Origin of the sequence: Streptosporangium pseudovulgare, from assembly GCF_014648055.1 — a bacterium.
GTDB classification, from domain to species: Bacteria; Actinomycetota; Actinomycetes; order Streptosporangiales; family Streptosporangiaceae; genus Streptosporangium; species Streptosporangium pseudovulgare.
The window spans coordinates 270,487-294,179 of sequence record NZ_BMQJ01000011.1 but is presented as its reverse complement, the minus strand read 5'-3'; the positions used below and the strand labels follow the sequence as shown (position 1 = coordinate 294,179).

At 73.5% G+C, this 23,693-nt stretch carries 22 protein-coding genes; 15 read left to right on the top strand and 7 right to left on the bottom strand.

The genetic code is table 11. From position 1 onward, the window contains the following. The first annotated feature begins 23 nt into the window (after positions 1-23). On the top strand, positions 24-551 hold the full coding sequence (locus tag IEZ10_RS22665; RefSeq protein ID WP_189248493.1) for a hypothetical protein: 528 nt from the start codon (positions 24-26) through the stop codon (positions 549-551). Between the two features lie 7 nt (positions 552-558). Beyond that, positions 559-861: a hypothetical protein gene (locus IEZ10_RS22660; RefSeq protein WP_189248492.1), complete on the top strand. Its 303-nt coding sequence runs from the start codon at positions 559-561 to the stop codon at positions 859-861. Between the two features lie 8 nt (positions 862-869). Here IEZ10_RS22660 and IEZ10_RS22655 read toward each other — a convergent pair whose 3' ends face one another. Further along, positions 870-1,961 carry a ferritin family protein gene (locus tag IEZ10_RS22655; protein WP_229811530.1) on the bottom strand — a complete coding sequence of 364 codons (1,092 nt, stop codon included), beginning with the start codon at positions 1,959-1,961 and terminating at the stop codon, positions 870-872. A 250-nt stretch (positions 1,962-2,211) separates the two neighbouring features. Between IEZ10_RS22655 and IEZ10_RS22650 the strand changes: the two genes are divergently transcribed. Both IEZ10_RS22650 and IEZ10_RS22645 read left to right on the top strand, forming a co-directional pair. Further along, positions 2,212-2,727 carry a MaoC family dehydratase gene (locus IEZ10_RS22650; RefSeq protein ID WP_189248491.1) on the top strand — a complete coding sequence of 172 codons (516 nt, stop codon included), beginning with the start codon at positions 2,212-2,214 and terminating at the stop codon, positions 2,725-2,727. A gap of 19 nt (positions 2,728-2,746) precedes the next feature. Further along, positions 2,747-3,910, top strand: a complete 1,164-nt coding sequence (locus tag IEZ10_RS22645; RefSeq protein ID WP_189248490.1) for an acyl-CoA dehydrogenase family protein — start codon at positions 2,747-2,749, stop codon at positions 3,908-3,910. A 10-nt stretch (positions 3,911-3,920) separates the two neighbouring features. Here the strand turns inward: IEZ10_RS22645 and IEZ10_RS22640 are convergent, their stop codons facing one another. After that, positions 3,921-5,624 carry an MFS transporter gene (locus tag IEZ10_RS22640; RefSeq protein ID WP_229811529.1) on the bottom strand — a complete coding sequence of 568 codons (1,704 nt, stop codon included), beginning with the start codon at positions 5,622-5,624 and terminating at the stop codon, positions 3,921-3,923. A 24-nt stretch (positions 5,625-5,648) separates the two neighbouring features. Continuing rightward, a complete protein-coding gene (locus IEZ10_RS22635) occupies positions 5,649-6,800 on the bottom strand; it encodes a polysaccharide pyruvyl transferase family protein (RefSeq protein ID WP_189248489.1) in 1,152 nt (383 codons plus the stop codon). 312 nt (positions 6,801-7,112) lie between these two features. Between IEZ10_RS22635 and IEZ10_RS22630 the strand changes: the two genes are divergently transcribed. From IEZ10_RS22630 to IEZ10_RS22620, 3 genes are all read left to right on the top strand, one after another. Beyond that, positions 7,113-8,045, top strand: coding sequence for a Ppx/GppA phosphatase family protein (locus IEZ10_RS22630; protein ID WP_189248488.1), 933 nt, complete (start codon positions 7,113-7,115; stop codon positions 8,043-8,045). A gap of 103 nt (positions 8,046-8,148) precedes the next feature. Next, positions 8,149-8,907, top strand: a complete 759-nt coding sequence (locus tag IEZ10_RS22625) for a DUF1206 domain-containing protein (protein ID WP_229811528.1) — start codon at positions 8,149-8,151, stop codon at positions 8,905-8,907. Between the two features lie 228 nt (positions 8,908-9,135). Next, on the top strand, positions 9,136-9,579 hold the full coding sequence (locus IEZ10_RS22620; RefSeq protein ID WP_189248486.1) for an ATP-binding protein: 444 nt from the start codon (positions 9,136-9,138) through the stop codon (positions 9,577-9,579). Positions 9,580-9,627: 48 nt separating this feature from the next. On the opposite strand, the gene IEZ10_RS22615 is transcribed toward IEZ10_RS22620, so the two are convergent. The 4 genes from IEZ10_RS22615 to IEZ10_RS22600 all read right to left on the bottom strand — a co-directional run bounded on the left by IEZ10_RS22615 (position 9,628) and on the right by IEZ10_RS22600 (position 15,356). After that, on the bottom strand, positions 9,628-10,617 hold the full coding sequence (locus IEZ10_RS22615; RefSeq protein WP_189248485.1) for a helix-turn-helix transcriptional regulator: 990 nt from the start codon (positions 10,615-10,617) through the stop codon (positions 9,628-9,630). Between the two features lie 154 nt (positions 10,618-10,771). After that, positions 10,772-12,040 (bottom strand): M20/M25/M40 family metallo-hydrolase, encoded by a 1,269-nt coding sequence (locus tag IEZ10_RS22610; protein ID WP_189248484.1) that lies wholly within the window; start codon positions 12,038-12,040, stop codon positions 10,772-10,774. A gap of 23 nt (positions 12,041-12,063) precedes the next feature. Beyond that, complete coding sequence (locus IEZ10_RS22605; protein WP_189248483.1) at positions 12,064-14,160, bottom strand: prolyl oligopeptidase family serine peptidase; 2,097 nt, start codon at positions 14,158-14,160, stop codon at positions 12,064-12,066. A 2-nt stretch (positions 14,161-14,162) separates the two neighbouring features. Beyond that, complete coding sequence (locus IEZ10_RS22600; protein ID WP_229811527.1) at positions 14,163-15,356, bottom strand: C39 family peptidase; 1,194 nt, start codon at positions 15,354-15,356, stop codon at positions 14,163-14,165. Between the two features lie 166 nt (positions 15,357-15,522). Between IEZ10_RS22600 and IEZ10_RS22595 the strand changes: the two genes are divergently transcribed. From IEZ10_RS22595 to IEZ10_RS22560, 8 genes are read left to right on the top strand one after another with little or no spacing between them, the layout of a single operon-like run. Further along, entirely contained in the window at positions 15,523-16,542 is a 1,020-nt protein-coding gene (locus IEZ10_RS22595) for a substrate-binding domain-containing protein (protein WP_229811526.1), read from the top strand. 13 nt (positions 16,543-16,555) lie between these two features. Next, on the top strand, positions 16,556-18,094 hold the full coding sequence (locus tag IEZ10_RS22590) for a sugar ABC transporter ATP-binding protein (RefSeq protein ID WP_229811525.1): 1,539 nt from the start codon (positions 16,556-16,558) through the stop codon (positions 18,092-18,094). Continuing rightward, entirely contained in the window at positions 18,091-19,116 is a 1,026-nt protein-coding gene (locus IEZ10_RS22585) for an ABC transporter permease (protein ID WP_229811524.1), read from the top strand. The genes IEZ10_RS22590 and IEZ10_RS22585 overlap by 4 nt, the downstream gene beginning before the upstream one ends. Further along, positions 19,113-19,919 (top strand): SDR family NAD(P)-dependent oxidoreductase, encoded by an 807-nt coding sequence (locus IEZ10_RS22580; protein WP_229811523.1) that lies wholly within the window; start codon positions 19,113-19,115, stop codon positions 19,917-19,919. Before IEZ10_RS22585 ends, IEZ10_RS22580 begins: the two co-directional genes overlap by 4 nt. Positions 19,920-19,930: 11 nt before the next feature. Beyond that, positions 19,931-21,076, top strand: coding sequence for a galactonate dehydratase (gene dgoD / locus IEZ10_RS22575; RefSeq protein ID WP_189248482.1), 1,146 nt, complete (start codon positions 19,931-19,933; stop codon positions 21,074-21,076). After that, entirely contained in the window at positions 21,070-21,876 is an 807-nt protein-coding gene (locus IEZ10_RS22570; RefSeq protein WP_189248481.1) for a hypothetical protein, read from the top strand. Before dgoD ends, IEZ10_RS22570 begins: the two co-directional genes overlap by 7 nt. A gap of 33 nt (positions 21,877-21,909) precedes the next feature. Then, positions 21,910-22,701 (top strand): FadR/GntR family transcriptional regulator, encoded by a 792-nt coding sequence (locus IEZ10_RS22565; RefSeq protein WP_229811522.1) that lies wholly within the window; start codon positions 21,910-21,912, stop codon positions 22,699-22,701. Continuing rightward, a complete protein-coding gene (locus tag IEZ10_RS22560) occupies positions 22,701-23,579 on the top strand; it encodes an SMP-30/gluconolactonase/LRE family protein (RefSeq protein WP_189248480.1) in 879 nt (292 codons plus the stop codon). Before IEZ10_RS22565 ends, IEZ10_RS22560 begins: the two co-directional genes overlap by 1 nt. Positions 23,580-23,693 lie beyond the last annotated feature (114 nt).

Genomic DNA, 23,693 nt, shown 5'->3' with positions numbered 1-23,693 from the left:
CTAATGAGATGGACCGTACTCCTGTGCCTGCAGTAGCAGCCCCGCCGTACATCTGTGAGCATATTCCGCTCAAGGCGGTAGAGCTGATGACCGGTGTGCGAGATCCGTTGGTTCGTGGTTATTTCGACCTGTCGGCGGCGGAAGGCCTCGGTATCGGCAGTTGCGCGGTTTACCAGAGGAGCGGCGAGCGCCTGAAAGTGCTGCTGATAGATCTCACGCCGGGAGGATATCCAGAGGAGGTCACGGAGCATCTTGAAGATGGTGCTTCGCCTTTACCGGAGATTGTTCCCGGGGCCATCGGTTCCTACTTCAGGCCGAAGGACAGCGAGGACAACGATGCATACGCCCTGCTCGTTCGTGGAAAGGCTGAACTCAGCATCCAGCTGGACATAGGCGTCGAAGGGCGGGACAACGCCGCAGATGTGCTCGCCCTCATGAAGCTCATCGCGCCGAAGCTCATCACCGACGCCAGCGCCCCCTCCGCGAAGCCCGCGTCCACGGCGTCCCCCTCTCCGAAGAGCAAGGACTCCGCATCCCCGAAGGGAGACTGACCGGGCCATGGCCGAGATGGTGCCCAACCCGCTCCACGAGGCGCTGGGGGAGACCCTGCGGATGGTCGAGCCGCTGGTCCGGGAGATCGAGAGCAGCCTCGACGCGCCCTGCCGGGAGTTCCACTCCGGCAAGGTGTGGACCGGGCCGGTCGCCAAGCGGTTCGACGCCGAGCTCGCCTCCCGCCATGCCCGTGTCCGCGACTCGGGGGGCAGGATCCTGGCCGACCTCCGTCAGGCTCTGGCCCGCACGCCGCGCCAGGTGACCGAGGAGGAGGCCAAGGTGATCAGGAGCAGGTACGGCCTGCCCTGAGACCTGTGTCATCCGCCGGCCGGGCAGTTCGCGCCGAGTTCGGACAGGGCGTCCTTGAACTCCCGGGCGTGCCTCAGCTCGTCGCGGGCGATCTCGGAGAATCGCTCCGCCGCCGCCCGGTCTCCGGCCGCCGCGGCCTGGCGGGCGTAGCCGGGGTACATGTCGGTCCCCTCGGCGGTCTCCCCGGCGGCCGACTCGCACAGGTTGGCGGCGGTGGAGCGGACCAGCCCGGCGAGCCGCGCCTCCTCGGCGAAGTGCTCGGTGAGCTCGACCTGCGCGGCGTGCTCGAACAGCATGGCCAGCCTGGGGCGGCCGTTCGCGCGGGCGTGCTCGGCGTACAGGCCGTACCTGGCGTGGGCGAGCGCCTCGCCGCGCATCGCGGCCCGCAGGTCCTCCAGCGTCCGCGACGACACCTGGGGCGATCCCTCCGGAATGTCCACCGGCCGGGCGACCGGGCCTACAGGGATGGACGCCCCGGACGACGGGTGCTCCAGGGCTCGCAGCGCCTGGGCGAACCGGGTGCGATGGCCGGCCTCGTCCCCGGCGATCTCGGAGAAGAGCCTGGCCGCGTCCCGGTCGCCGGCGACCCGGGCCCGGGCGGCGAACCGGGGGTACGTCGTCTTGGCCTCGCAGGACTCTCCCGAGATGGCGGCGCGCAGGTCGGCGGCGTCGTCGCCGGCGAGCCCGGCGAGTTTCGCCTGCTCGGCGAGGTGCTCGTGCAGTTCGACGTGGGCGACGCGCTCGTACAGGGCCTGGACGTCCGGCAGGTTCTCCCGGCCGGCCTGCGCGGCGTAGGCGCGGTATTTCGCGTAGGCGAACGCCTCACCCTGTATCGCTTTCATCAGGTCGGCCCGGGTCGGGGCCGAGACGCCGCCCGCTCCGGGGCCGTCGCCGTCCTCGGGGCTGCCGTCCCCGGAGTCGCCGTCCTTGGGGCCGCCGTCCTTGGGGCCGTCGCCGTCCCCCGAGTCGCCGTCCGCCGCCGTGCCGGTGGCCGGCCCGGCCGGCAGCGCCACCGCGCCGGTGGCCGCCCCGGTCAGCAGGGCCGCCGCACCGAGGACGGCGATCCCGGCCGTCCGCCATGCCCGCACCCGATCTCTCACGTGACACCCTCCGTCGAGTCTTCGGCGCGGGGGCGGACGCGTCGCTTTCCGCCGGGCGGCCGGGCGGTCCGGTTCCGCGCCGCCACCGACTGTATTTACCCTATGTGTCTATATAATAACAGAAAGTGAAGAAGAGGGCTTTTGGGGCATGCCTCGTCCTCCCGGCAGGACGGCGCGGGAGCGTTGACCGCCGGAACGGACGATCATTAGTGTGATGGCCTGACGCCCGCCGAGCCTCGGGGAGCCGCCCGTGACCGTGCACGAGGCCCGCATCGGCCGCTACTACGAGGACTTCGTGGTCGGGGACGTCTACCAGCACCCGCTCGGCCGCACGATCACCGAGGCCGACAACACGTGGTTCAGCCTCCTGACGATGAACACCAACCAGAACCACTTCAACGCCCACTTCGCCGAGCGCGCCCCCTACGGCAGGATCATCGCCAACTCCGGGCTCACCGTGGCCGTCGTGCTCGGCCTGTCGGTCATCGACGTGAGCCAGACGGCGGTCATGAACCTCGGGTGGGAGGAGATCAAGCTCAGCCACCCCGTCTTCGTCGGCGACACGGTCTACGCCGAGTCGGTCGTCCTGGGCAAGCGCGAGTCGGCCTCCCGCCCCTACGCCGGCATCGTCACCTGCCGCACCCGCGGGCTCAACCAGGACGGCGACGAGATCATGTCGTGGCGGCGGACCGTCATGGTCTACAGGCGCGACGCGCCGCACGACAAGGGCTACTTCCCGCGGGCCAAGAACGGGCCGCTGGCTTAGACCCCTCCCGAGGAGCGACATGGACTTCGAGCTGACCGAGGAGCAGCGGGCGTTCCGCGAGACGCTGCGCGCGTTCGTGGACAGGGAGATCGTGCCGGTCGCCGCGGAGTGGGAGCGCTCCGGCCGCCATCCCACCGAGATCGTCGAGACGATGAAGGGGATGGGCCTGTTCGGGCTCTCGGTCCCCGAGGAGTACGGCGGGCTGGCGGCGGACATGGTCTCCTTCGCCCTGGTGTTCGAGGAGATCGCCCGCGGCTGGATGGGGGTGGCGGGCACGATCGGCTCGCACTCCCTGGCCTGCTCGATGATCGCCCGGTACGGCACCGCGGAGCAGAAGGCCGCCTACCTGCCGGACCTGGCCACCGGCGCCCGCCGTACCGGGATCGCGCTGACCGAGCCGGGCGCCGGCACCGACCTGCAGGGCATCACCACGACCGCCCGCCGCGAGGGCGACCACTACGTGGTGCGCGGCGCCAAGACCTGGATCACCAACGCCCGCCACGCCGACCCGCTGCCGGTGCTGGTGAAAACGTCCCGGACCGAACCGGCCCACCGGGGCATGTCGGTGCTGCTGGTGGACGCCTCCGCCGAGGGTTTCACCGTCGGCCGGGACCTGCCCAAGCTCGGCTACAAGGGGACCGAGTCGTGCGAGGTCGTGCTGGACGACGTGCGGGTGCCGGCCGCGAACCTCCTGGGCGGCGTCGAGGGGCGCGGCATGCAGCAGGTGCTGTCGGGGCTGGAGCTCGGCCGGATCAACATCGCGGCCCGCGCGGTCGGCGTCGCCCAGGCCGCCTACGACGCCGCACTGGACTACTCCCGGCAGCGCGCCGCCTTCGGGCGGCCGATCGCCGACTTCCAGGCCATCCAGCTCAAGCTGGCCGACATGGCCACCGAGATCCAGGCCGCCCGGCTGCTCACCTACTGGGCCGCCACCCGCGCCGACGCGGGGGAGCGGGCCGACATGGAGGCGGGCATGGCCAAGTACTTCGCCTCCGAGGTGGCGATCAGGGCGTCGCTGGAGTCGATGCGCATCCACGGCGGGTACGGCTACTCCCCGGAGTTCGTGGTCGAGCGGCTCTACCGCGACGCGCCGATGATGGCGATCGGCGAGGGCACCAACGACGTCCAGCGCATGGTCATCGCCCGTGCCCTGATCTCCGGCAAGGGCAGGCTGGGCTGGTGAGGGCGGGCCCTCAGCGGGGGCGGAGCAGGCTGGCGAGGCTCATCAGCTCGGGCCCCTCCGCCCCCGGGCCGGGCAGGGCCGCGTAGGACCAGATCAGGTGGCGCACGTGTGGCCGGGTGCCCGGGGCGACCAGGGCGAGCGCCTGTTCCTGCAGCTCCCGATCCCGTATGGTGCCCCGCTCGAAGTGCTGGCGCAGGTGTTCGTAGGCGGTCGCGACGGTGAACGTCTCGACGAAGACGTCCGGGTCCTCCATGTCGCGGAACAGGCCCCACATGGTCGCCCCGGTGCGGCGCCGGGCCTGGCCGACCGGCCGCATCGCCGCCGCGAACGCCGCGGCGTTCTCCGGTCGGACGCACCATTCGATCACGACCAGCACCGGCCCCTCGTGGCTGGCCAGGTCGCTGGGCGGCTCGGGGAAGTGGCGCGCCTGACGCATGTCGAGGTGGCCCGTCGGCAGCGGCACCCGCCGCAGCCCGACGGGCGTGCTGAGCACCAGCGCGGCGGCCGGCAGGAGGAACGCCGCGGCCAGGCCGGTGTGGCCGGCCACCGCGCCCCACACCAGCGCGCCGATGGCCTGGCCGCCCATGAACGCCAGCTGGTAGTAGGCCAGCGCCCGGGCCCGCGTCCACTCCGGCAGCAGCAGCAGGGACGAGGCGCCCAGCGTCGACAGGACGGCGATCCACGTCATGCCCGACAGGAACAGGGCGGCGATGACGACGGCGAGGTTCCCCACGGTGCCGATCACCGCCATCATCACGGCGTAGCTCACCGCGGCGGAGGCGACGATCGCGTTCTGTCCCAGCCGGACGCCGAGCCTGGGCAGTGTGAACGCGCCCGCGATGGCGCCGAGGCCGACGGCGCCCAGCAGCGTGCCGTACCCGCCGGCGCCCAGGCCGAGCGGGCCGCGGGCCAGGGCGGGCAGTAGGGCCCACATACCGCTGGCGAAGAAGGCGAAGGTCACCGTGCACCACAGCACGGCTCCGAACGACGGGGCGCTGCGGACGTAGCGGGCGCCGGCGCGGATCGCGTCGTGGATGTACTCCGCGCCCAGCGGGCGGTGGTCGGGCGGGCGGCGCCAGGCGAAGAGGACCGCGATGACGCCCAGGAAGGACGCGGCGTTGAGGGCGAACGTCGCGGCCGGGCCGGAGAGGGCGATGAGCACGCCGCCGAGCGCGGGCCCCACGGCCCGGGCCAGGTTGCCGTTGGCCCCGTTGAGCAGTGCCGCCTGGGGGATCTCCTCCCGGCCGACCAGCTCGGGCTGGATGGCCTGGAAGGCGGGAGTGGAGAACGCCTGGCCGACGGCCATCAGCGCGCTGAGGGCGAGCAGGAGCGCCTGCGTGGTGACACCGGTGGCGGTCAGCGCCGCGAGCGCGGCGGCGCCGGTGAAGGTGATCGCCTGGCTGACCAGCAGCAGGTGGCGCCGGTCGAGGATGTCGCCCAGCGCCCCCGCCGGGACGACCAGCAGGAAGACCGGCAGCGTGGTGGCGGTCTGCACGAGGGCGATGGAGAAGGCGCCGCCGCCGAGGTCGCCCATGAGCCACTGCGCGCCCACGATCTGCATCCAGGTGCCGGTGTTCGCCACGAGCTGGGCGATCCACAGCGCGCGGAACAGACGGCGGCGCAGCGGGGCCCACAGCGAGCCGGGCCGGCCCCGGTCCGGCGTCTCCGACGGCCCGGGGCCCGCTCCGCTCTCCGCCTCCCCGGTTCCCCCCACGGTTCCCAAACGTCGTTTCCGATCTCAGACGGCCCGGCTCGGGACCGGGACGCACGGCGTGCGGCGGTCGAGCTGTTCGAGGAAGTACTCCGCCGTCGTGGCGGCCATGGCACGCAGGGCCGGGATGCGGGCTTTGATCCGCTCGGTGTGCGCCGGCCGCTCGTCCCACACCCGGTCGACCTCGGCCAGCAGCGGACCGGCGGCCTCCCTGACCACGCCCCGCAGGGCCGGCGCGCCGATCCGCTGGGCGAAGTCGAAGACCTTCCCGGCGTACGGCAGCGGCAGCAGCGGGACGCCCCGCATCGCGGCGAAGATCAGGAAGTGCAGCCGCATGCCGACCGCGAGGTCCAGGTGCCGGGCCAGGCCGAGGATCTGCCGCGGCCGGTAGTCGCCGTGCAGCACCCGGCAGCGGTCGGCGGCGTTCATGTGGGACACCACGGCGTGGGAGTGCCGGATGTCGTCGCGTTCCATCGGCACGAAGACGACGTCGGCGTCGAGCCGGTTGACCAGGAAGTCCCCGAGGTGCGCGAGCAACTCGTGGTATCCCTGCACGTCGAGGTGCTCGGCGGCGCAGCCGGGCTCGCGCACGTTCATTCCGACGAGCCGCGTGCCCTCCCGGATGCCCTCGGCGCGCAGCATGTCCCGGCCGAACGGCTCGGGTTCGAGCAGCAGGGCGGGGTCCGCGGTGACGATGATCGGGGACATCACGCCGGCCTCCTCCAGCGCCAGCCGGGACTCCTCGTCGCGGACGGTGACGGTGACGGCGGACGCCAGGGTCTCCCGCGCCATCGTGCAGTCGGTGCGGGTGGTGAGCGGCCCGGCTCCCAGGGCGTAGGTGAAGACGGGGACGGCCCGCTCCAGGGCGAGCTGGGCCACCCGCAGGTAGCGGCGGGCCTCGGTGTCGTAGAGGATGCCGCCGCCGCCGAGGAGCAGCATGTCCAGGCGGGCGACGACCTGCGAGACGGGTTCGCGGCTCATCCCTTCCCAGCCGGTCACCTCGACGTCCGGGTAGTGGGCGCGCGTGTGGCCGGGGCAGCGGGAGAAGACCAGGGCGGTCGCGTCGGGGCGTTCCCGCCGGAGGCCGTCGAGGATGCTGGTCAGGATGGCCTCGTCCCCGAGGTTGCGGCCGCCGTACGAGCCGAGGACGCCCACGGTCGGCCCCAGAGTTTTATTCATATTTATCCCCCCTTTCGTCATTTATAGGTATTTGTCCGCCTTGAAAATCAGTACCCCTGCGGAAGAACCGCTACGCCCCGCGGGGGGAGATCCTTGGCCGGTCCGGGGAGAGCGCTTCCGGACCGGAGAGCGGCGTCCTCGGGCGACGGAGGAGGGCGCTTCCGGACCGGAGGGCGACGCCCTCCGGGCGACGAACGTGACAGGGGAGCCGGGGCGACACCGGGACGGCGCCCGGCGACGCGGGACGGTCACGCCGCCGGCGTCCACCGCCGGGCGGCCCGGCCGGGTGACGAAGGGTAGTAATTTCATCCCATGCGACTGGGCGTTCTCGACATCGGTTCCAACACGGTGCATCTGCTGGTGATGGACGCCCACCGGGGCGCCAGGCCGCTGCCCGCCTACTCCCACAAGGAGGAGCTGCGGCTCGCCGAGCACATGGAGGACGGCGAGCGGCTTTCGGAGGCCGGGGCCGAGCGGCTGCTCACATGCGTCGAGCACGCCGTACGGATCGCCGAGGACAAGGGCGTCGAGGATCTCATGGCCTTCGCGACCTCCGCGGTGCGGGAGGCCGCCAACGGCGAGAAGGTCCTCGAACGGGTCAGGGCCGCCACCGGGGTGGGCATCGAGGTGCTGTCCGGCCAGGACGAGGCGAGGCTGACGTTCCTGGCGGTGCGGCGCTGGTTCGGCTGGTCCTCCGGGCGGCTGCTGGTGCTGGACATCGGCGGGGGGTCGCTGGAGATCGCCTCGGGGCTCGACGAGCAGCCGGACGTCGCGGTGTCGCTGCCGCTGGGCGCCGGGCGGCTCACCCGCGGCCGGTTCACCGCGGACCCGCCCCCGCCCGCCGAGGCGCGGGAGCTGCGCCGGCATGTGCGGGCGGAGATCGCCCGGACCGTGTCCGCCGTCACCCGGTACGGCCGGCCCGACCACGCGGTGGCCACCTCCAAGACCTTCCGCCAGCTCGCGAGGATCGCCGGGGCGGCGCCCTCCGCCGAGGGGTTCGGCGTCCGCCGGGTGCTCAGGCACGCAGACCTGGTGGAGTGGGCCGGCCGGCTGGTCACGATGAGCGCGCGCGAACGGGCGGCGCTGCCCGGGGTCTCCGAGGGGCGGGCGCCGCAGCTTCCGGCCGGGGCGATCGTCGCCGACGCCGCGATGGACCTCCTGGAGGTCGATGAGCTGGAGGTCTGCCCGTGGGCGCTGCGCGAGGGCGTCATCCTCCGGCGGCTGGACGCCATGCCGGAAAGTTGAGGGCGAAGTTTACCATCCCGTGAACCGGTAAGAGCGCATGAGTATGAACAGCGCTCAGGCAGAGGTGGAAGGCGCCGCGCACAGGGCGGCGAACAGTCGGACGTTGGAGAGGCTGACCCGGCTCGGACTCGCCTGCCGTGGCGTCCTCTACGGACTGATCGGATTCCTGGCCCTGCAGATCGCCTTCGACGGCGGCAGCGGGGGCAAGGAGGCCGACAAGACCGGCGCGATCGAGATGGTGGCCGAGCAGCCCTTCGGCACGGTGCTGCTCTGGCTGATGGCGGCCGGTTTCGCCGCGCTGACCATCTGGCAGCTGTCGGAGGCCGTCATCGGCCGCGGCCGGACCAAGGACCGCGTCGAGTCGGTGGCGCGCACGGTCGTCTACGGGCTCATCGTGGCGGCGCTGCTCAGCACGCTGCTGCGGGGAGACCCGGGGAACTCGACCGACGAGAGCTCCCACGACCTCACCGCCAAGGCGATGGACCTGCCCGGCGGGCAGTTCCTGGTCGGCCTGGCGGGCCTCGGGGTGATCGCGCTCGGCGCGTACTGGATCCACCGGGGATGGAAGAAGAAGTTCCTCAAGGACATGCGCACCGGCGAGATGCCGCCGAAGGTGCGGAACCTGGCCGACAAGCTCGGCATGGCCGGATACATCGCCCGGGGTGTGATCGCGGCGATCGCCGGGGTCTTCGTCATCCAGGCCGCGGTCACCTACGACCCGGACAAGGCCAAGGGCATCGACGCGACGCTGCGCGCGCTGGCCGACGCCCCCGCGGGCCCGTGGCTGCTCGCCCTCATCGCGATCGGCCTGATCCTCTTCGCGGTCTACTGCTTCTTCGAGGCGCGCTGGCACCGGGTGTAGGGCACCCGGCGCAGGGCGCGCGACCGGAGTTTCCCCGCGAGGCCGCGTCCGTTCCCCCTGGGACGGATGCGGCCTTCTGATGTCCGGGAGGCGGCCATGCAGGCGGCGGCCCTCCTGGCAAGCCCGACCTGGCTGTCCGGTGAGCGATTGGATTCATACTTTTATGAGACATCTCCCTCCTCGGGCGTCGCGTCCTCTCAGTGCGCGGACCACCTCGGAGGGGGCCAGATGGACGTCTCATCGGAGTACGACGGCGGCGAATGGGTTCTCCGCTTGGCGGGTTCTCCCGACCAGGTGGTGCGGGCGCGCCGGCTGGTGTCGGTCACGCTCGGGCGCGACCACCCGCTCCACGACGACTGCGTGCTGCTGACCAGCGAGATCGCCACCAACGCGATCGTCCACTCCCGGTCGGGGAACGGCGGGGCGTTCACCGTCACCGTCGCCTGCTCCGCCTCGGGCGTGCGGGTCACCGTCCAGGACGAGGGCTCCTCCACGGCGCCCTGCGTGTGCCGCGCCCCGGCCGACGCCACCGGCGGTCGCGGCCTGCCGCTGGTGGAGGCGCTGGCGCACCGCTGGGGCCTGGTCCGGGACGCCGGCTCCAACCGGGTCTGGTTCGAGCTCGTGCTGGAGCCGGCCGCGGTGCCCGGGCCCCGGCTGGCCGGCGTCCGCTGACCGCCGGGCCGCCCGGCGGGAGACGCGGGCGGCCGGTCCGCCCGGCCTTCAGACGAGCAGCCGGCACAGTCCCTCGGCCAGGGCCCTGGTGGTCAGCCGGGTCCGGCTCTCGCAGCCCAGCTTGGCGAAGATGTGCTCCAGGTGGGTGGTGACGGTGCGGACGCTCAGCACCAGCGCCGCCGCGATCTGCGGGTTGGAGTCGCCGAGCGCGACCCGGGTGATCACCTCGATCTCCCGCGCGGTCAGCTCGTACGGCAGCGCGCACGGCCGCTCGGCGATCACCGCCCCCTGGAGGGCGCCGTGCGGCCCGACCCCGGCGCGCAGCAGCCGCACCTCGCGCCAGCATCCGGTGGCGTCGAGCCAGAGGCCCCGCCGGTTGAGCTCGCGCGAGTCGATGAACTCCCGGGCGAGCCCGGCCATGGCGGGCTCGGCGGCGACGGCCGCCGAGTGCGGGGCGCCGGCGACGTCCCGGCGGTCGCCGTTGCGGTCGAACGCCGCCGCGTGGAAGCCCGGCGGCACGCCGACCGGGTTGACCACGCAGCGGCTCAGGTCGGTGACGTGGGCCAGGACGGGGGAGACGGCGCCGATCAGCGTGCCGGTCCCGGAGGGGAAGGCGCCGGGGGCGCGGGCGTTCAGGTGGAGCAGGCCGGTGTAGCGGCCGGCTCCGTCTCCCTCCGTCAGGAACAGGGGGGCGGTCAGCCCGGAGCGCCAGCCGTACGGTTCCAGGTGGCGGCGGAAGTAGCGCTCGGTGCCGGGGGCGCCCATGGGCAGCGGCACCCGCAGGTCCCTGGCCCGCCGGTAGGGGGCGAGCCGGGCGTACTCCTCGGCGGCGTCGTCGTCCACCCGGGTGTAGCCGTCGGAGAACAGGCTGCGGTGCCGGTCGGTCGCGGGATCGTAGGCGACGAACTCGTAGGCGTCCAAAGGGACGACCTCGCGCAGGGCGCGCATCGCGCCGGCCGCGCCACCGCGCCCGGCGATCTGGAAGCCCACTTCGGTGAACGCGTGGAGGTGGCGCGGGCTCAGGGTGATCTGGTCCATGTCTCCTCCACGCACAGACTGCCGCAAACCAACCCGAATAGGAAGTACGTAAGTTGTCTGATGCGTCTTCTGTGACCTTTTGAGCTGTTCCTGCCGCGCGCCGGGGCGTTCCCCGGCGCGCGGTCGGCGGTGCTCCCGGTGCGCGGCCGGGCGGTCAGGCGGCCAGGAGGCGGTCCAGGACCCGGACGCCGAACTCCAGGCCCTCGACGGGGACGCGCTCGTCCACGCCGTGGAACATGCCGTAGTAGTCGAGCTCGGGGGAGAGCATCAGGGGCGCGAAACCGTACCCCCTGATGCCGATGTCGGCGAAGGACTTGGCGTCCGTGCCGCCGGACATCACGTACGGCACCGGCCGCGCCGCCGGGTCCTCGGCGACGAGCGCGTCGCACAGCCGGTCGAAGAACGGCGCGTCCAGCGGCGCGGAGGGGGCGTCCTCGAAGCTGACGAACTCGCGGGTGACCTTCGGGCCGAGCAGCCGGTCGATCGTCTCCAGGAACTCCTCCCGGTATCCGGGCAGGAACCGGCCGTCCACGTGCGCGGTCGCGGTGCCGGGGATCACGTTGACCTTGTAGCCGGCCTCCAGCATGGTCGGGTTCGCCGAGTTGCGGATCTGCGCCGAGAACAGCGCGCCGACCGAGCCCAGCCGCTCGGCCTCCTCCTCCAGCCGGTCGAGGTCGATCGGCTCGCCCAGGACGTCGCCCAGCTCGTTCAGCAGCGCCGCCACCCCCGGGGTGAGCCGTACCGGCCAGCGGTGGGCGGCGATCCTGGACAGCGCGTGGCACAGCTCGGCCACGGCGCTGTCCTTGGGCGGCTTGGAACCGTGGCCGGCGACGCCGGTCGCGGTGAGCCTCATCCACGCGGTGCCGCGCTCGCCCACCGCGACCGGGTAGATCCGCGCCCCGGAGGGGGCCTGGACGCTGTAGCCGCCGGACTCGCTGATCGCCTCGGTGCAGCCCTCGAACAGCTCCCGGTGCCTGGTGGCCGCGTACCGCGCGCCGTACTCGCCGGTGGCCTCCTCGTCGGCGAGGAAGGCGAGCACGAGGTCCCGCTTCGGCCGCACGCCGCGCCGGGCCCAGTCGCGGACCAGGGCGAGCGTCATGGAGACCGTGCCCTTCATGTCCACCGCGCCCCGGCCCCAGACGCAGCCGTCGGCGACCTCGCCGGAGAACGGGTGGACCCGCCAGTCGGCCGGCTCGGCCGGGACGACGTCCAGGTGGCCGTGGATCAGCAGGGCCTCGGGCGAGTCGCCCGGGATGCGGGCGACCACGCTGGTGCGGCGCTCGGCCGACTCGAACACCACCGGCTCGATGCCGGCGTCGGTCAGCAGCTCGGCGACGTGCTCGGCCGCCGGTCGCTCACCGGAGCCGGGGTTGGTGGTGTCGAACCTGATCAGGTCCGAGCAGATCTGGGCGACCTCGTTCATCGAAAAACTCCCCCGAAAGTGGATTATTGGTGCATACCCTTAAGTGCCAGGGGCGGCACCTCGGGCGTCGGGAAGCCGAAGATCAGGCCGTAGAAGGCCAGCTCCGCCTCCAGGGCGGCGACGATCGTCTCCTCCCGGCGCCAGCCGTGCTGCTCGCCGGGGAAGGTGATGTACGCCCACGGCGTGCCCGCGCGGTCCAGCGCCGCGACGAACCGCTCGGCCTGGACCGGGTCGACGATCGCGTCCTCCAGACCGTGCATGAGCAGCGCCGGGCCGGAGGCGCGGCCGGCGTGCAGCGTGGGGGAGCGGTCCAGGTAGCGCTGCCGGGTCTCGGGCAGCGGGCCGATCAGCCCGTCGAGGTAGCGCGACTCGAAGTCGTGGGTCTCGGCCGCCCAGCCCTCCGGGTCGGTGATCGCGTAGTGGGCCACCGCGCCCCGGAACACCGTGCTGTGCACCAGCGCGGCCACCGACGTCCAGCCGCCCGCGCTGCCGCCCCGGATCGCGATCCGCCCGGCGTCCGCCCGCCCGGCGGCGACCAGGCCGCGCGCCACCGTCTCGCAGTCGCGCACGTCCACCACGCCCCACTCGCCGCGCAGCCGCTCGCGGTAGGCGCGGCCGTACCCGGTGGAGCCGCCGTAGTTCACGTCGGCCACGCCGATGCCCCGGCTGGTGAAGTAGGCGATCTCCAGGTCCAGGACCATGGTGCTCGCGCTGGTCGGGCCGCCGTGCACGAAGACCACGTAGGGGGCGGGGCCGGTGACGCCGCGCGGTGGGTAGACGTGCGCGTGCACGCCGTCGAACGTCACCGCCTCCGGCTCCGGCAGCGCCTCGCGCGGCGGCAGCTCCTTGCGCGCCGACAGCACCTCGTGCCCGCCGGTCCGCAGGTCCACCCGGAAGACCTCGAACGGCGTGTACGGCGAGGCCGCCACGCCCGCCACCACGTCACTCGCGGCCGAGACGGTGGGGTTCCAGTAGGTCGGCGGAGCCTCGACGTCCTCGATCCGCCCGGTCGCCGGGTCCAGCACGCCCAGGCGGCGGCGGGCCGGGGTGCCGTGCAGCAGGACGATCCGGTCGCCCGCGAGCGCGAAGCAGGTGTTGCCCAGCCGCCACGGCGCGTCGCCGCACTCCTCGGCGAGCGGGGCGAGGTTACGGGGCTCCCCGCCGTCCAGCGGCACCAGGTGCAGGTTCCACCAGCCGTCGCGGTCGGTCAACGCGTACAGCGCGTCGTCGTCGCGCCACTCGGCCTGGACCACCGACTCCTCGGGCCCGCCCGCCACGACCCGGTGCGGCCCGGCCGCGCCGGCGGCGTCCAGCGGGGCCACGCACAGCTCGGCGCCGTCCCACGGCATGTTCGGGTGGTCCCAGCCGATCCAGGCGACATGCGTCCCACCCGGGGACAGGCGCGGGCAGGCCAGGAAGTGCTGGGCGGTGGCGACGACCCGTACCGGGCCGCCGTCCAGCGGGACCGCCACCAGGTCGCGGCGGGGCCCGGGCGCGGACCCGGACCCGTCGGCGGCCCCGGTGGCGGGCGCGGACCCGGACGCGGGGTTCGCGCCGGACCCGGCGGGGTGCGCCTCGCGCACCGCCCACACCTCGGCGCGGCCGGGCGGCAGGTACAGGTCGCCGTATCGGGCGCCGTCGTCGGGGGTCAGCGGTACGGGGACCGCGTCCGGCACGGTGTCCGGCGCAGTGTCCGGCACGGCGTCCCGGACGGTGTCGGGCGCGGCGTCCCGGACGGTGTCGGGCGCGGTGCCCGGGACGCCGGCCGGAGCGGACGAGACGGCGGCGTCCGGGGCGGGGGAGGCGGCGCCGGACGCGGCGGGCCTCCCGCCGTACCGGTAGATCCGCTGGTCGGACCAGTTGGTGAACACCACGCCGCCGTCCGGCAGCGGACGCCAGGAGCGCCCGCCGTACTCGATGAGGCGGTTGCGGGAGTTCCAGCCCTGGGGGATCGCGTCACGCGGCACGCCGTCCGGGCCGCGCCGGACCACGCACCTGCGCCCGCCCTCGTGCGGGCGCGGCTCGTCCCACCACACCTCCTCCCCGCAGATCTCGACCCAGAGGGGACGGTCGTCCACCCGGGCCACGTCGACGGGGCGGATGGGAGAGTCGTTCAGCATGATCACCAGTTGCCGTCGGAAGGGGGCAGGGAGAAGCCGGGCGGGTGGATCACGTGCGCGATCCCCCCGCTGCCGGACGAGCGGAGCCAGACGTCGCCGAACGCGGCCCGCGGGTAGACCCGGCGCACCTCGTGGTCACCGGGTGCGGCGGGATCGTTGACGATCACGTCGCCGTCCGCGGTGAAGCCGACGACGACCATGATGTGACCGCCGGTGGAGTAGCCGGAGCCGGGCAGCTCGTGCTCCCGGAACGACTGCGAGGTGATGACCGGGATCCCCGCGCGGACCAGGCGCTCCAGCTCGGCGAGCGAGCGCAGCCGGGTGACGAACCCGGCGAGACCGTAGCGGCCGGCGTAGGCGACGCCGAACGGCCAGTTGCCGGTGCCCTGGTAGCCGTGGTCGTACATGCCGCGGGCGGCGTGGTCCACGGCCGGGCACGGGTCGTCCGGCGGGACCCAGCCCAGCTCGGCGGCGGAGGGGCCGCGGCCCCAGTAGGCGACCACCATGCTCGTCGAGGCGGGGGCGCACCAGTTGGCGCCGCCGCCGTCCCACTGCGGGAAGTGCCCGGCGTGGACCTTCTGCGACCGGCACGGCACGTCCAGCTCCACGTGCCCGGCCGGCACGCCCCCGGCGGGGTCCCGGTGGCCGGTGCCCGGGTGGGCGGCGCCGACGCGGGAGTCCGTGTGGGCGGCGTCCGGGGGAGCGGCGTCCGCCGACGCCGTCCGGGCCGTCGGCGCCGAGGCCATCACCGCGGCCCCGTGGACCCGCGCGCCCGAGCCGTACAGGGTGAACCTGAGCCTGAAGGCCGTCACCGGGCGGGCCGCCACGAAGGTGTCCACGGCGACGTCGCCGTGCTCGTCGCCCTGTCCGGGCAGGGAGGTGCGGTGGACGTCGCCGTCCTCCTCGGCCCAGCGGCCCATCACGTACCAGCGGGTCAGGTCGCCCGACGCGGTGCGGGCCCGCAGCTCGACCTCGATCCACGACCCCGGCGGGGCGCTCGCCGTCCATGACGGCACCAGTTCGGCCGCGGGGAAGCCGAGCGGCGTCTCCTCACCGGTCCAGCGGGCGTACTTCCAGGTCGTGACGGCGTCGCCGAACGGGTCGCGGTGGTCGGCCAGCCCCATCTCCTGGGGCTCCACGTCCGCCCACCGGTGCAGGGCGACGCGGCGCGCGCCGACGGAGGAGGACGTGGTCACGCCGCCCAGTGTTGCCGCTGGGGCGGGTGCGGCGCATCGGATGGTTTACGTATCGGGCCGATCCACCTCACCGCTTTACAAGCCCTCCCGTGCTGTGTATTAAATACTATTTAATATTCACCACCCGCCGAGGACGGGTGGACATCGGTGGAAGGAACCGCGCCCCATGATCCATGTGCGGATGCGCCTGATCGGCATGACCTTCGGTCTCCTGGCCCTCGCCGCGGGCACCGCCTCCTGCTCCTCCGGGCAGGAGACGGCCTCCGGCGAGACGACGGTCAAGAAGAGCGGGACCGTCAAGATCGCCTATATCCAGAAGCAGGGGGACCAGCAGTACTTCGTCGACCAGGCGAACGGCGCCAAGGAGGCGGCCAAGGGGCTCGGCGCCGAGGTCACCGTGTTCGACGTCGGCGAGGACGCCGACAAGGCGATCAGCGCGGTCGACGCCGCGATCGCCCAGAAGTTCGACGCCATCGCCGTCGTCGTCCCCGACCAGCAGATCGGCCCCCAGGTCATCGACCGGGCCCGCGCCGCCGGGATCCCGCTGCTGGCCTCCGACGACGTCATCAAGGACGGCTCCGGCAAGGAGGCCCCGTTCGTCGGCTTCGACGGCACCATGATGGGCGAGCAGGTCGGCAAGAAGGCCGCCGGGCTGTTCAAGGAGTCCGGCTGGAAGCCGGAGGAGACCGCGGTGCTCAGCGTCACCAAGCTCGACCTGTCGGTCTGCCAGGACCGGGTCGGCGGCGCCTGGGACGCCTTCCAGAAGGAAGGGGTCACCGGCGTGAAGAAGATCGACCTTGGCGCCGACAACACCGTGACCGGGGCCCAGGACAAGGCCGCGGCCACCGTCACCGCCAACGCCTCCGTCAAGCACTGGGTGGTCTGGGGCTGCAACGACGAGAGCGAGACCGGCGCGGTGACCGCGCTGGCCAACGCCGGATACGGCGCCGAGGACGTCATCGGCGTCGGCCTGGGCGCCTACCTCACCTGCAAGGACTGGAAGGCCGGCAAGGAGAGCGGCAACCGGGCGGCGCTGTTCATCAGCGGCACCGAGGTCGGGAAGTCGGCGGCCGAGGCGCTGGTGAAGAAGGTCCGCGGCGAGGCCGAGCTTCCCCCCAGGACCATCGCCAAGACGGAGATGGTCGACGCCGGCACCTGGCAGCAGGCCGGCGTGGTCTGCACCTGACCGGGAAGACGAGATGACACCGACCATGACACCGGCCACGAGCGGCCCGGCCCTCCGCGTGGAGGGCCTGGGCAAACGATTCGGCGCCGTGCGGGCGCTGGACGGCGTGACGCTCGACATCCGGCCCGGCGAGGTGCTCGCCCTGATGGGCGAGAACGGCGCGGGCAAGTCGACGCTACTGAAGATCATCACCGGTGACCACCGGCCGGACGACGGCCGGCTGCTCCTCGGCGGGCAGGAGGTCTCCTTCGGCTCCCCGGCGGACGCGCGCCGCGCCGGGGTGCGGGTCATCGCCCAGGAACCCGAGATCATCCCGCACGTCTCGGTCGCCGAGAACGTCTACGTCGGTGCCCTGCCGGCCAGGGGCCGCCTGTTCAGCCACCGGGCGCTGTCCGAGAGGACCCGCGCCGACCTGGAGCGGCTCGGCTTCGCCGGGGCGATGGACCCCGGCTGCCCGGGGGAGCGGCTGTCGCCCGCCCAGCGCCAGCTCGTGGAGATCCTGCGCGCCCTCACCGGCGAGGTGCGGGTCCTGGCCTTCGACGAGCCGACCTCCTCGCTCTCCGACCACGAGGTGTCGGCGCTGTTCGCGCTGATCCGCAGGCTGCGTGACCAGGGCGTCGCGATCGTCTACGTCTCGCACCGCATGCAGGAGATCCTCAGGCTGGCCGACCGCGTCGCCGTACTGCGGGACGGCCGCCTGGTCGGCGTGCGCCCCGCGGCGGAGACCGGTGAGGACGAGCTCGTCCGGATGATGGTCGGCCGCGACCTGTCCGCCATGTTCCAGCGCGAGCGCAACCGGCCCGGCGGGCCCGTGCTCGCCCTGAACGGCGTCACGACCGACGACGTCACCGACGTCTCCTTCGAGGTGCGCGCCGGGGAGGTCGTCGGGCTCGCCGGACTGGTCGGCGCCGGGCGCAGCGAGCTGGCCCGGGCCGTCGTCGGCGACCTGCCGATCCGCTCCGGCGAGGTTCTGCTGGAGGGCCGCCGGCTGCGGCCGCGCTCCCCGTCCGACACGGTGCGCGCCGGAATCGGGTTCGCCCCCGAGGAGCGCAAGGCGCAGGCGCTGCTCCTGCACCGCTCCATCCGCGACAACGTCTCGCTGGCCGTGCTGGACCGGCTGAGCCGGTTCCACCTGGTACGGCGGGCCGCCGAGCGGGCACTGGTGCGCGAGTACGCCGACCGACTGCGCGTCAAGGCGCCGTCCGTGGAGACGGAGGTGCGCCGCCTGTCCGGCGGCAACCAGCAGAAGGTCGTCCTGGCGCGCTGGCTGGCGAGGAAGCCCAAGGTGCTCATCCTCGACGAGCCGACCCGCGGCGTCGACGTCGGCGCCAAGGCGGAGATCTACTCCATCATCGACCGGCTGGCGGCGGACGGCGTCGCCGTGCTCGTCATCAGTTCGGAACTACCCGAGGTGCTCGGCCTGGCCGACCGGATCGTCGTCATGCAGAACGGCCGCGTCACCGGAGAGCTGGACCGGCGCCAGGCCGGCGAGGAGCAGGTGCTCGCCCTCGCCATGGCCGACCAGATCACCAGCGAGGGAGCGAGGCAGTGAGTCAGACCCGGGTGGAGGCGCCCGCCGCGGCACCGGAGGGGCGTTCGGCGATGCGCCGGGCGCTCGACGGCGCGGGCGTGCAGAACATCAGCCTTCTCATCGCGCTCGTGCTGCTCGTCGCGCTGATCGGTGCCCGCGAGCCGGTGTTCTTCGGCGCCGCCAACCTCAAGACGATCGGCACCGCCGTGGCGATCTCCGGCCTGCTGGCCATCGGCCAGACCATGGTGATCATCCTCGGAGCGCTGGACATCTCCGTCGGCTCCGTCGCGGGCCTGGCGTCCGTCGCCTCGGCGATGATCTTCACGGCGACCACCGGAAGCGCCCCGCTCGGCATCCTGGGCGCCCTCGTGATCGGCGCGCTGTGCGGGCTGGTCAACGGGTGCGTCATCGTCTACGGCCGGGTCAACCCGGTGATCGCCACACTGGCCACCCTGGCCGCGTTCAAGGGTGTGGCGCAACTCGTCTCCAACGGCCGCGCGCAGGGCTACACCGGCAGCGACCCGGTCTTCGTCTTCCTCGCCCGCGGGGCCGTCGCCGGCATCCCGACGCTCATCTGGGTGCTGATCATCGTGGCGCTGGCCGTACACGTGCTGCTGAAGTACACCGACATCGGCCGCAACATCTACGCGATCGGCGGCAACGACGTCGCGGCCCGGCTGGCCGGAATCAACATCAACCGCTACATCCTGGGCGTCTACCTGGCGACCGGCGTCATCGCGGCCCTGGGCGGCGTGCTGATCACCGCCAGGACCGGCTCGGGCCAGCCGATCTCCGGCTCCGAGGGACTGGAGCTGGAGGCGATCACCGCGGCGGCGCTCGGCGGCTGCGCCATGCGCGGCGGCAAGGGCGCGGTCAGCGGCACCCTGCTGGCCGTGGTGCTGCTCGGCGTGCTCACCAACGGCATGACGCTGCTGGGCATCAACCCCTTCTGGCAGAACGTCGCCAAGGGCCTCCTGCTGGTCGTGGCCGTGGTCATCCAGCAGGTCCGCAGCGGCGAGCGCCGCGTGGGACTCCCGGCGTGAGCGGTCCGGCCTCGGGCGAGGGCGACCCGCTCCCCGGGGTGAGCGGCCGGGCCTCCGGCGCGAGCGGGCGCTTCGAGGGCAGGGTCGCCGTCGTCACCGGCGGCGCCCGCGGCATCGGCGCCGCCGTCGTGCGGCGCCTGGCCGGGGAGGGCGCCTCGGTGGTCGTCGCCGACGTCGACGACGAGACGGGCGAGCGGCTCGCCGCCGCGACGCCGCGGACCCGCTACGCCCGCTGCGACGTCTCCTCGCCCGGCGACTGGCGGGCGCTGCGCGAGCTGGTGCTGGACCGCCACGGCCGCCTCGACGTGCTGGTGGGCAACGCCTACACGGTACGCATGGGAGCCGCCCACGAGGTGGGTCTGGCGGACTGGAACGCCCAGCTCGCCGTCAACCTCACCGGTCTCTACCTCGGCGTCGCCGCCTTCGCCGGAGAGCTGCGCCGCTCGCGCGGCGCCGTCGTCGCCGTCTCCAGCGTGCACGCCCACTTCGGCCTGCCCGGCCGCCCGGCCTACGCCGCCTCCAAGGGCGGCCTGCTGTCCCTGGCCCGCCAGCTCGCGGTGGAGTACGGACCCGAGGTCCGGGTCAACGCCGTGCTGCCGGGCCCCGTCCTCACCGCCGCCTGGGACGGCATAGACGAGGCCGGCCGGGAGCGCAGCGCCCGCGCCACAGCCGCAGGACGGCTCGGCGCGCCCGAGGAGGTGGCGGCCGCGGTGGCGTTCCTGGCCAGTGACGAGGCCTCCTACGTCACCGGCGCCTCGCTGACCGTCGACGGCGGCTGGAGCGTCGTCAAGGACTCGGACTGATCGAAGGATCCATGCGCATCACCTCATTGAAGACCTACCCGGTCGCCCCCCGCTGGCTGTTCCTGCGGATCGACACCGACGAGGGGATCACCGGCTGGGGGGAGCCGGTGGTCGAGGGCCGGGCCGCCACGGTGGCGGCGGCCGTGGAGGAGCTGTCCGACTACCTCGTGGGCGCCGACCCGCTACGCATCGAGGACCACTGGCAGGTCCTGACCAGAGGCGGCTTCTACCGGGGCGGCCCGGTGCTGTCCAGCGCCGTCGCCGGGATCGACCAGGCCCTGTGGGACATCGCGGGCAAGGCGTACGGGGTTCCGGTGCACCGCCTGCTGGGCGGCCCGGTCCGCGACCGGATCCGCGTCTACAGCTGGATCGGCGGTGACACCCCCTCCGACGTCGCCGATGCGGCGCTCGCCCAGGTGGAGGCGGGCTTCACCGCGGTCAAGATGAACGCCTCGGGGGCGCTGCGGCTCCTGGACACGCCCGCCGAGACGAAGGGGATCGCCGCCCGGCTCGCCGCGGTGCGCGAGGCGGTGGGTGACGGGATCGACGTCGCGCTCGACTTCCACGGCCGCCTGACGCTGCCCATGGCGCGCCGGGTCCTGCCGATGCTGGAGCCGTACCTGCCCTTCTTCGTGGAGGAGCCGGTGGTGCCCGAACTGACCCGTGACCTGGCGGCGGTGACCGCGTCGACGAGCATCCCCATCGCCACAGGCGAGCGGCTGTACTCCCGCTGGGACTTCCGCCCCGCCCTGGAGGCGGGCATCGCGGTGGCGCAGCCGGACATCTCCCACGCCGGGGGGATCTCCGAGACGCGGCGGATCGCCGCGCTGGCCGAGGTTCACGACGTGTCGCTCGCGCCGCACTGCCCGCTCGGGCCGATCGCCCTGGCCGCCAGCCTCCAGGTCGGCTTCGCCACCCCCAACCTGCTCATCCAGGAGCAGAGCCTCGGCATCCACTACAACGAGCACGCCGACCTGCTGGACTACCTGGTGGACCCCTCCGTCTTCGCCTACGCCGACGGCCACGTGCCGCTGATGGAGGCCCCGGGGCTCGGCATCGAGGTGGACGCCACCGAGGTGGAGCGCGCGGCGGCCCGCGGCCACCGCTGGCGCTCGCCCGTCTGGCGGCGCGACGACGGGAGCCTGACCGAATGGTGAGCGTGCTCGGCGACCCCGGCGGGTTCCGCGTCGCGGTCGACGTCCGGCGCGGCGGCCGGTGGGACTCGCTCACCGGCCCGGACGGGCGCGAGTGGCTGTGGTCCCGGCCCGACCCGCGGCGCGTCGCGGTCACGCCCGGGGCGGCCTTCGTCGACGTGGGCGGCGTCGAGGAATGCTTTCCCACCGTGGTCGGCGAGCCCGACCACGGGGAGGTCTGGGCGCTGCCGTGGACCGGCGACGCCGGCGAGGCCGCCGTGGAGACCGGCGAGTACCGCCTCTCGCGCCGGATCACCGCCGGAGAGCGGATCACGGTGGACTACGAACTGCGCGCGGAGCCGGGATACGCGTTCGTGTGGGCCTTCCACGCGCTGCTGGTCCCCGAGCCGGGCCTTCGGGTGGAGGTCCCGCACGGTCACCCCGCCCGGGTGTGGCCGTACGGCGGGCCCGGCCCCCTCTCCGGGCGCTGGCCGGGCCCGGCCGGGACCGGCCGGTTCGACGTGCTCGGCCCCGACGACGGCGGCGCCGCGTTCTGCCTGCTGCCGGGGCTGGCGTCGCTGCGCGTCACGGCGGGGGCGGCGTCGCTGCGGTTCGGCCTGGAGAGCGAGCACGGCCCCGTGGGGTTCGGCGTCTGGCGGAACCTCGGCGGATACGCCTGGGACGGCGGCCCTCCCTACCGCAGCTTCGGGGTGGAGCCTATGCTCGGCGCCGTACATGATCGCTCGAAGGCGGCGGACGGCGAGACGGCGGTCGTGCCCGCCTCCGGGAGGACGACCTGGCGGGTGGTCGTCGAACATGGCTGATCATCACGGGTGGACGACATGAGAGCGGGAGGCATGAGGAGATATCCGGACCGGGGGATGCACGGCCGGGTCGTGGACGGCGTCGGGCTGCGTGTCGTCAGGGGCGAGCTCACCCCCGGGGACACCCTCGACATGGACGCCCTCGCCGTCGAGTTCGACGTCAGCAGGACCGCGATCCGCGAGGCGCTCAAAGTGCTGGCGGGCAAGGGGCTGATCGACGCCCGGCCCAAGCGGGGCACGTTCGTGCGCGAGCGGCGGGCCTGGAACCTCATCGACCCGGACGTGCTGCGCTGGCAGTTCGAGGCGTTCACCGACCCGTCGATGCTGGAGAAGCTCGCCGAGATCAGGGCCATGGTCGAACCGTCGGCGGCGGCCCTGGCCGCCCGCCGCCGCACCGAGGGCGACCTGGCGGAGATGGAGGCGGCGCTGGCCGACATGGAACGCGCCGACCCCGCCGACGAGTCCATCGTCGACGCCGACCTGCGCTTCCACCGGGCGCTCATCGCCGCGACCCACAACGAGCTGGTGGAGCAGCTCGCCGTGGTCATCGAGGTCGGCCTGCAGGCCCGCGACCGCTACGTCCACGGCCACCGCGTGTCGATCAAACGCGGCTACGAGTGGCACCGCGACGTCGCCGAGGCCGTGCGCGACCAGGACGCCGAGGGCGCGCGGAACCGCATGCTGGCGCTGCTCGACGAGGCCACCCGCGACGTCCGGCGGCTGGGCGGCGGGCGGGCCGCAGCGGGGACCGCCGAGGGCTCCGCCGTCGACCCCGCCGGGGCCGCCGGGGATCCCGCCGGAGACCCCGCCCCCGGGGGCGCGTGATGACGGCGGAGCGGGTCGGCACGGGCCTGGCCTGGCCGGAGGGCCCGTCGGTGCTGGGCGGCGGCGCGGTCGCGTTCGTCGAGACCTACCGGGGTCTGGTGAGCCTGTACGGGCCGGGCGGGGGCGTGCGGCCGTACGCCCGCGTCGGCGGCGGCCCCAACGCGACCGCGCGCGGCTCGGGCGGGCGGCTGTTCGTCACCCAGAACGGCGGCGTCGTCGGGCCGTGGCGGTCCGAGGACCCGCGCGTCCCCGGCGTCCAGGTCGTCGACGCCGCGGGACGCGTCGAGACGTTCGCCGCCGAGGCCGGAGGCCGGCCCATGCGCGCCCCGAACGACCTGGCCTTCGCCGCCGACGGCCTCCTCTACGTCACCGACCCCGGCCGCTTCGACCCGGTGGAGCGCCCCGACGCCGGATACGTGTACGCCGTCTCCGCCGACGGCACGGCCGAGGTGGTCGCCGACCTCGGGCCGGTGTACCCCAACGGGATCATCGCCCACCCCGGCGGCGACGGGGTGATCTGGACCGAGTCGTACACCCGCCGGGTGGTGCACCGGGCGGCCGACGGCACGGTCCGGGTCCTGCACGCCTTCGCCGACGAGCGGGCGCTCGTGGACGGCCTGTGCGCCGCGGCGGACGGACGGCTGTTCGTCACCGGGGTCGGCTCGGGAGCGGTGCACGTCCTCGACGCCGAGGGGCGCGAGACGGTCCGGCTGACCGGCCCGGCGACGCCCACCAACTGCGCCTTCGACGGCGACGCGCTCTACGTCACCGACGGGGGCAGGCTCGGCGACAGCGTCACCGCGCACTCCGGCGGAGCACTGTGGCGGCTGCGCGTCCCCGGGGCCGTGGGCGCCCCGCTGGAACGCGGATTCCGATGAGGGCGGCCGCCGTACGGCTCCCGCGGGTCTCCGGTGCGAGGGCGCGAGAAGGCCCGGGTGACGGCGACCATCACGGCAACGGTGATCGATTAAATAATACTTAATGAGGTGAGG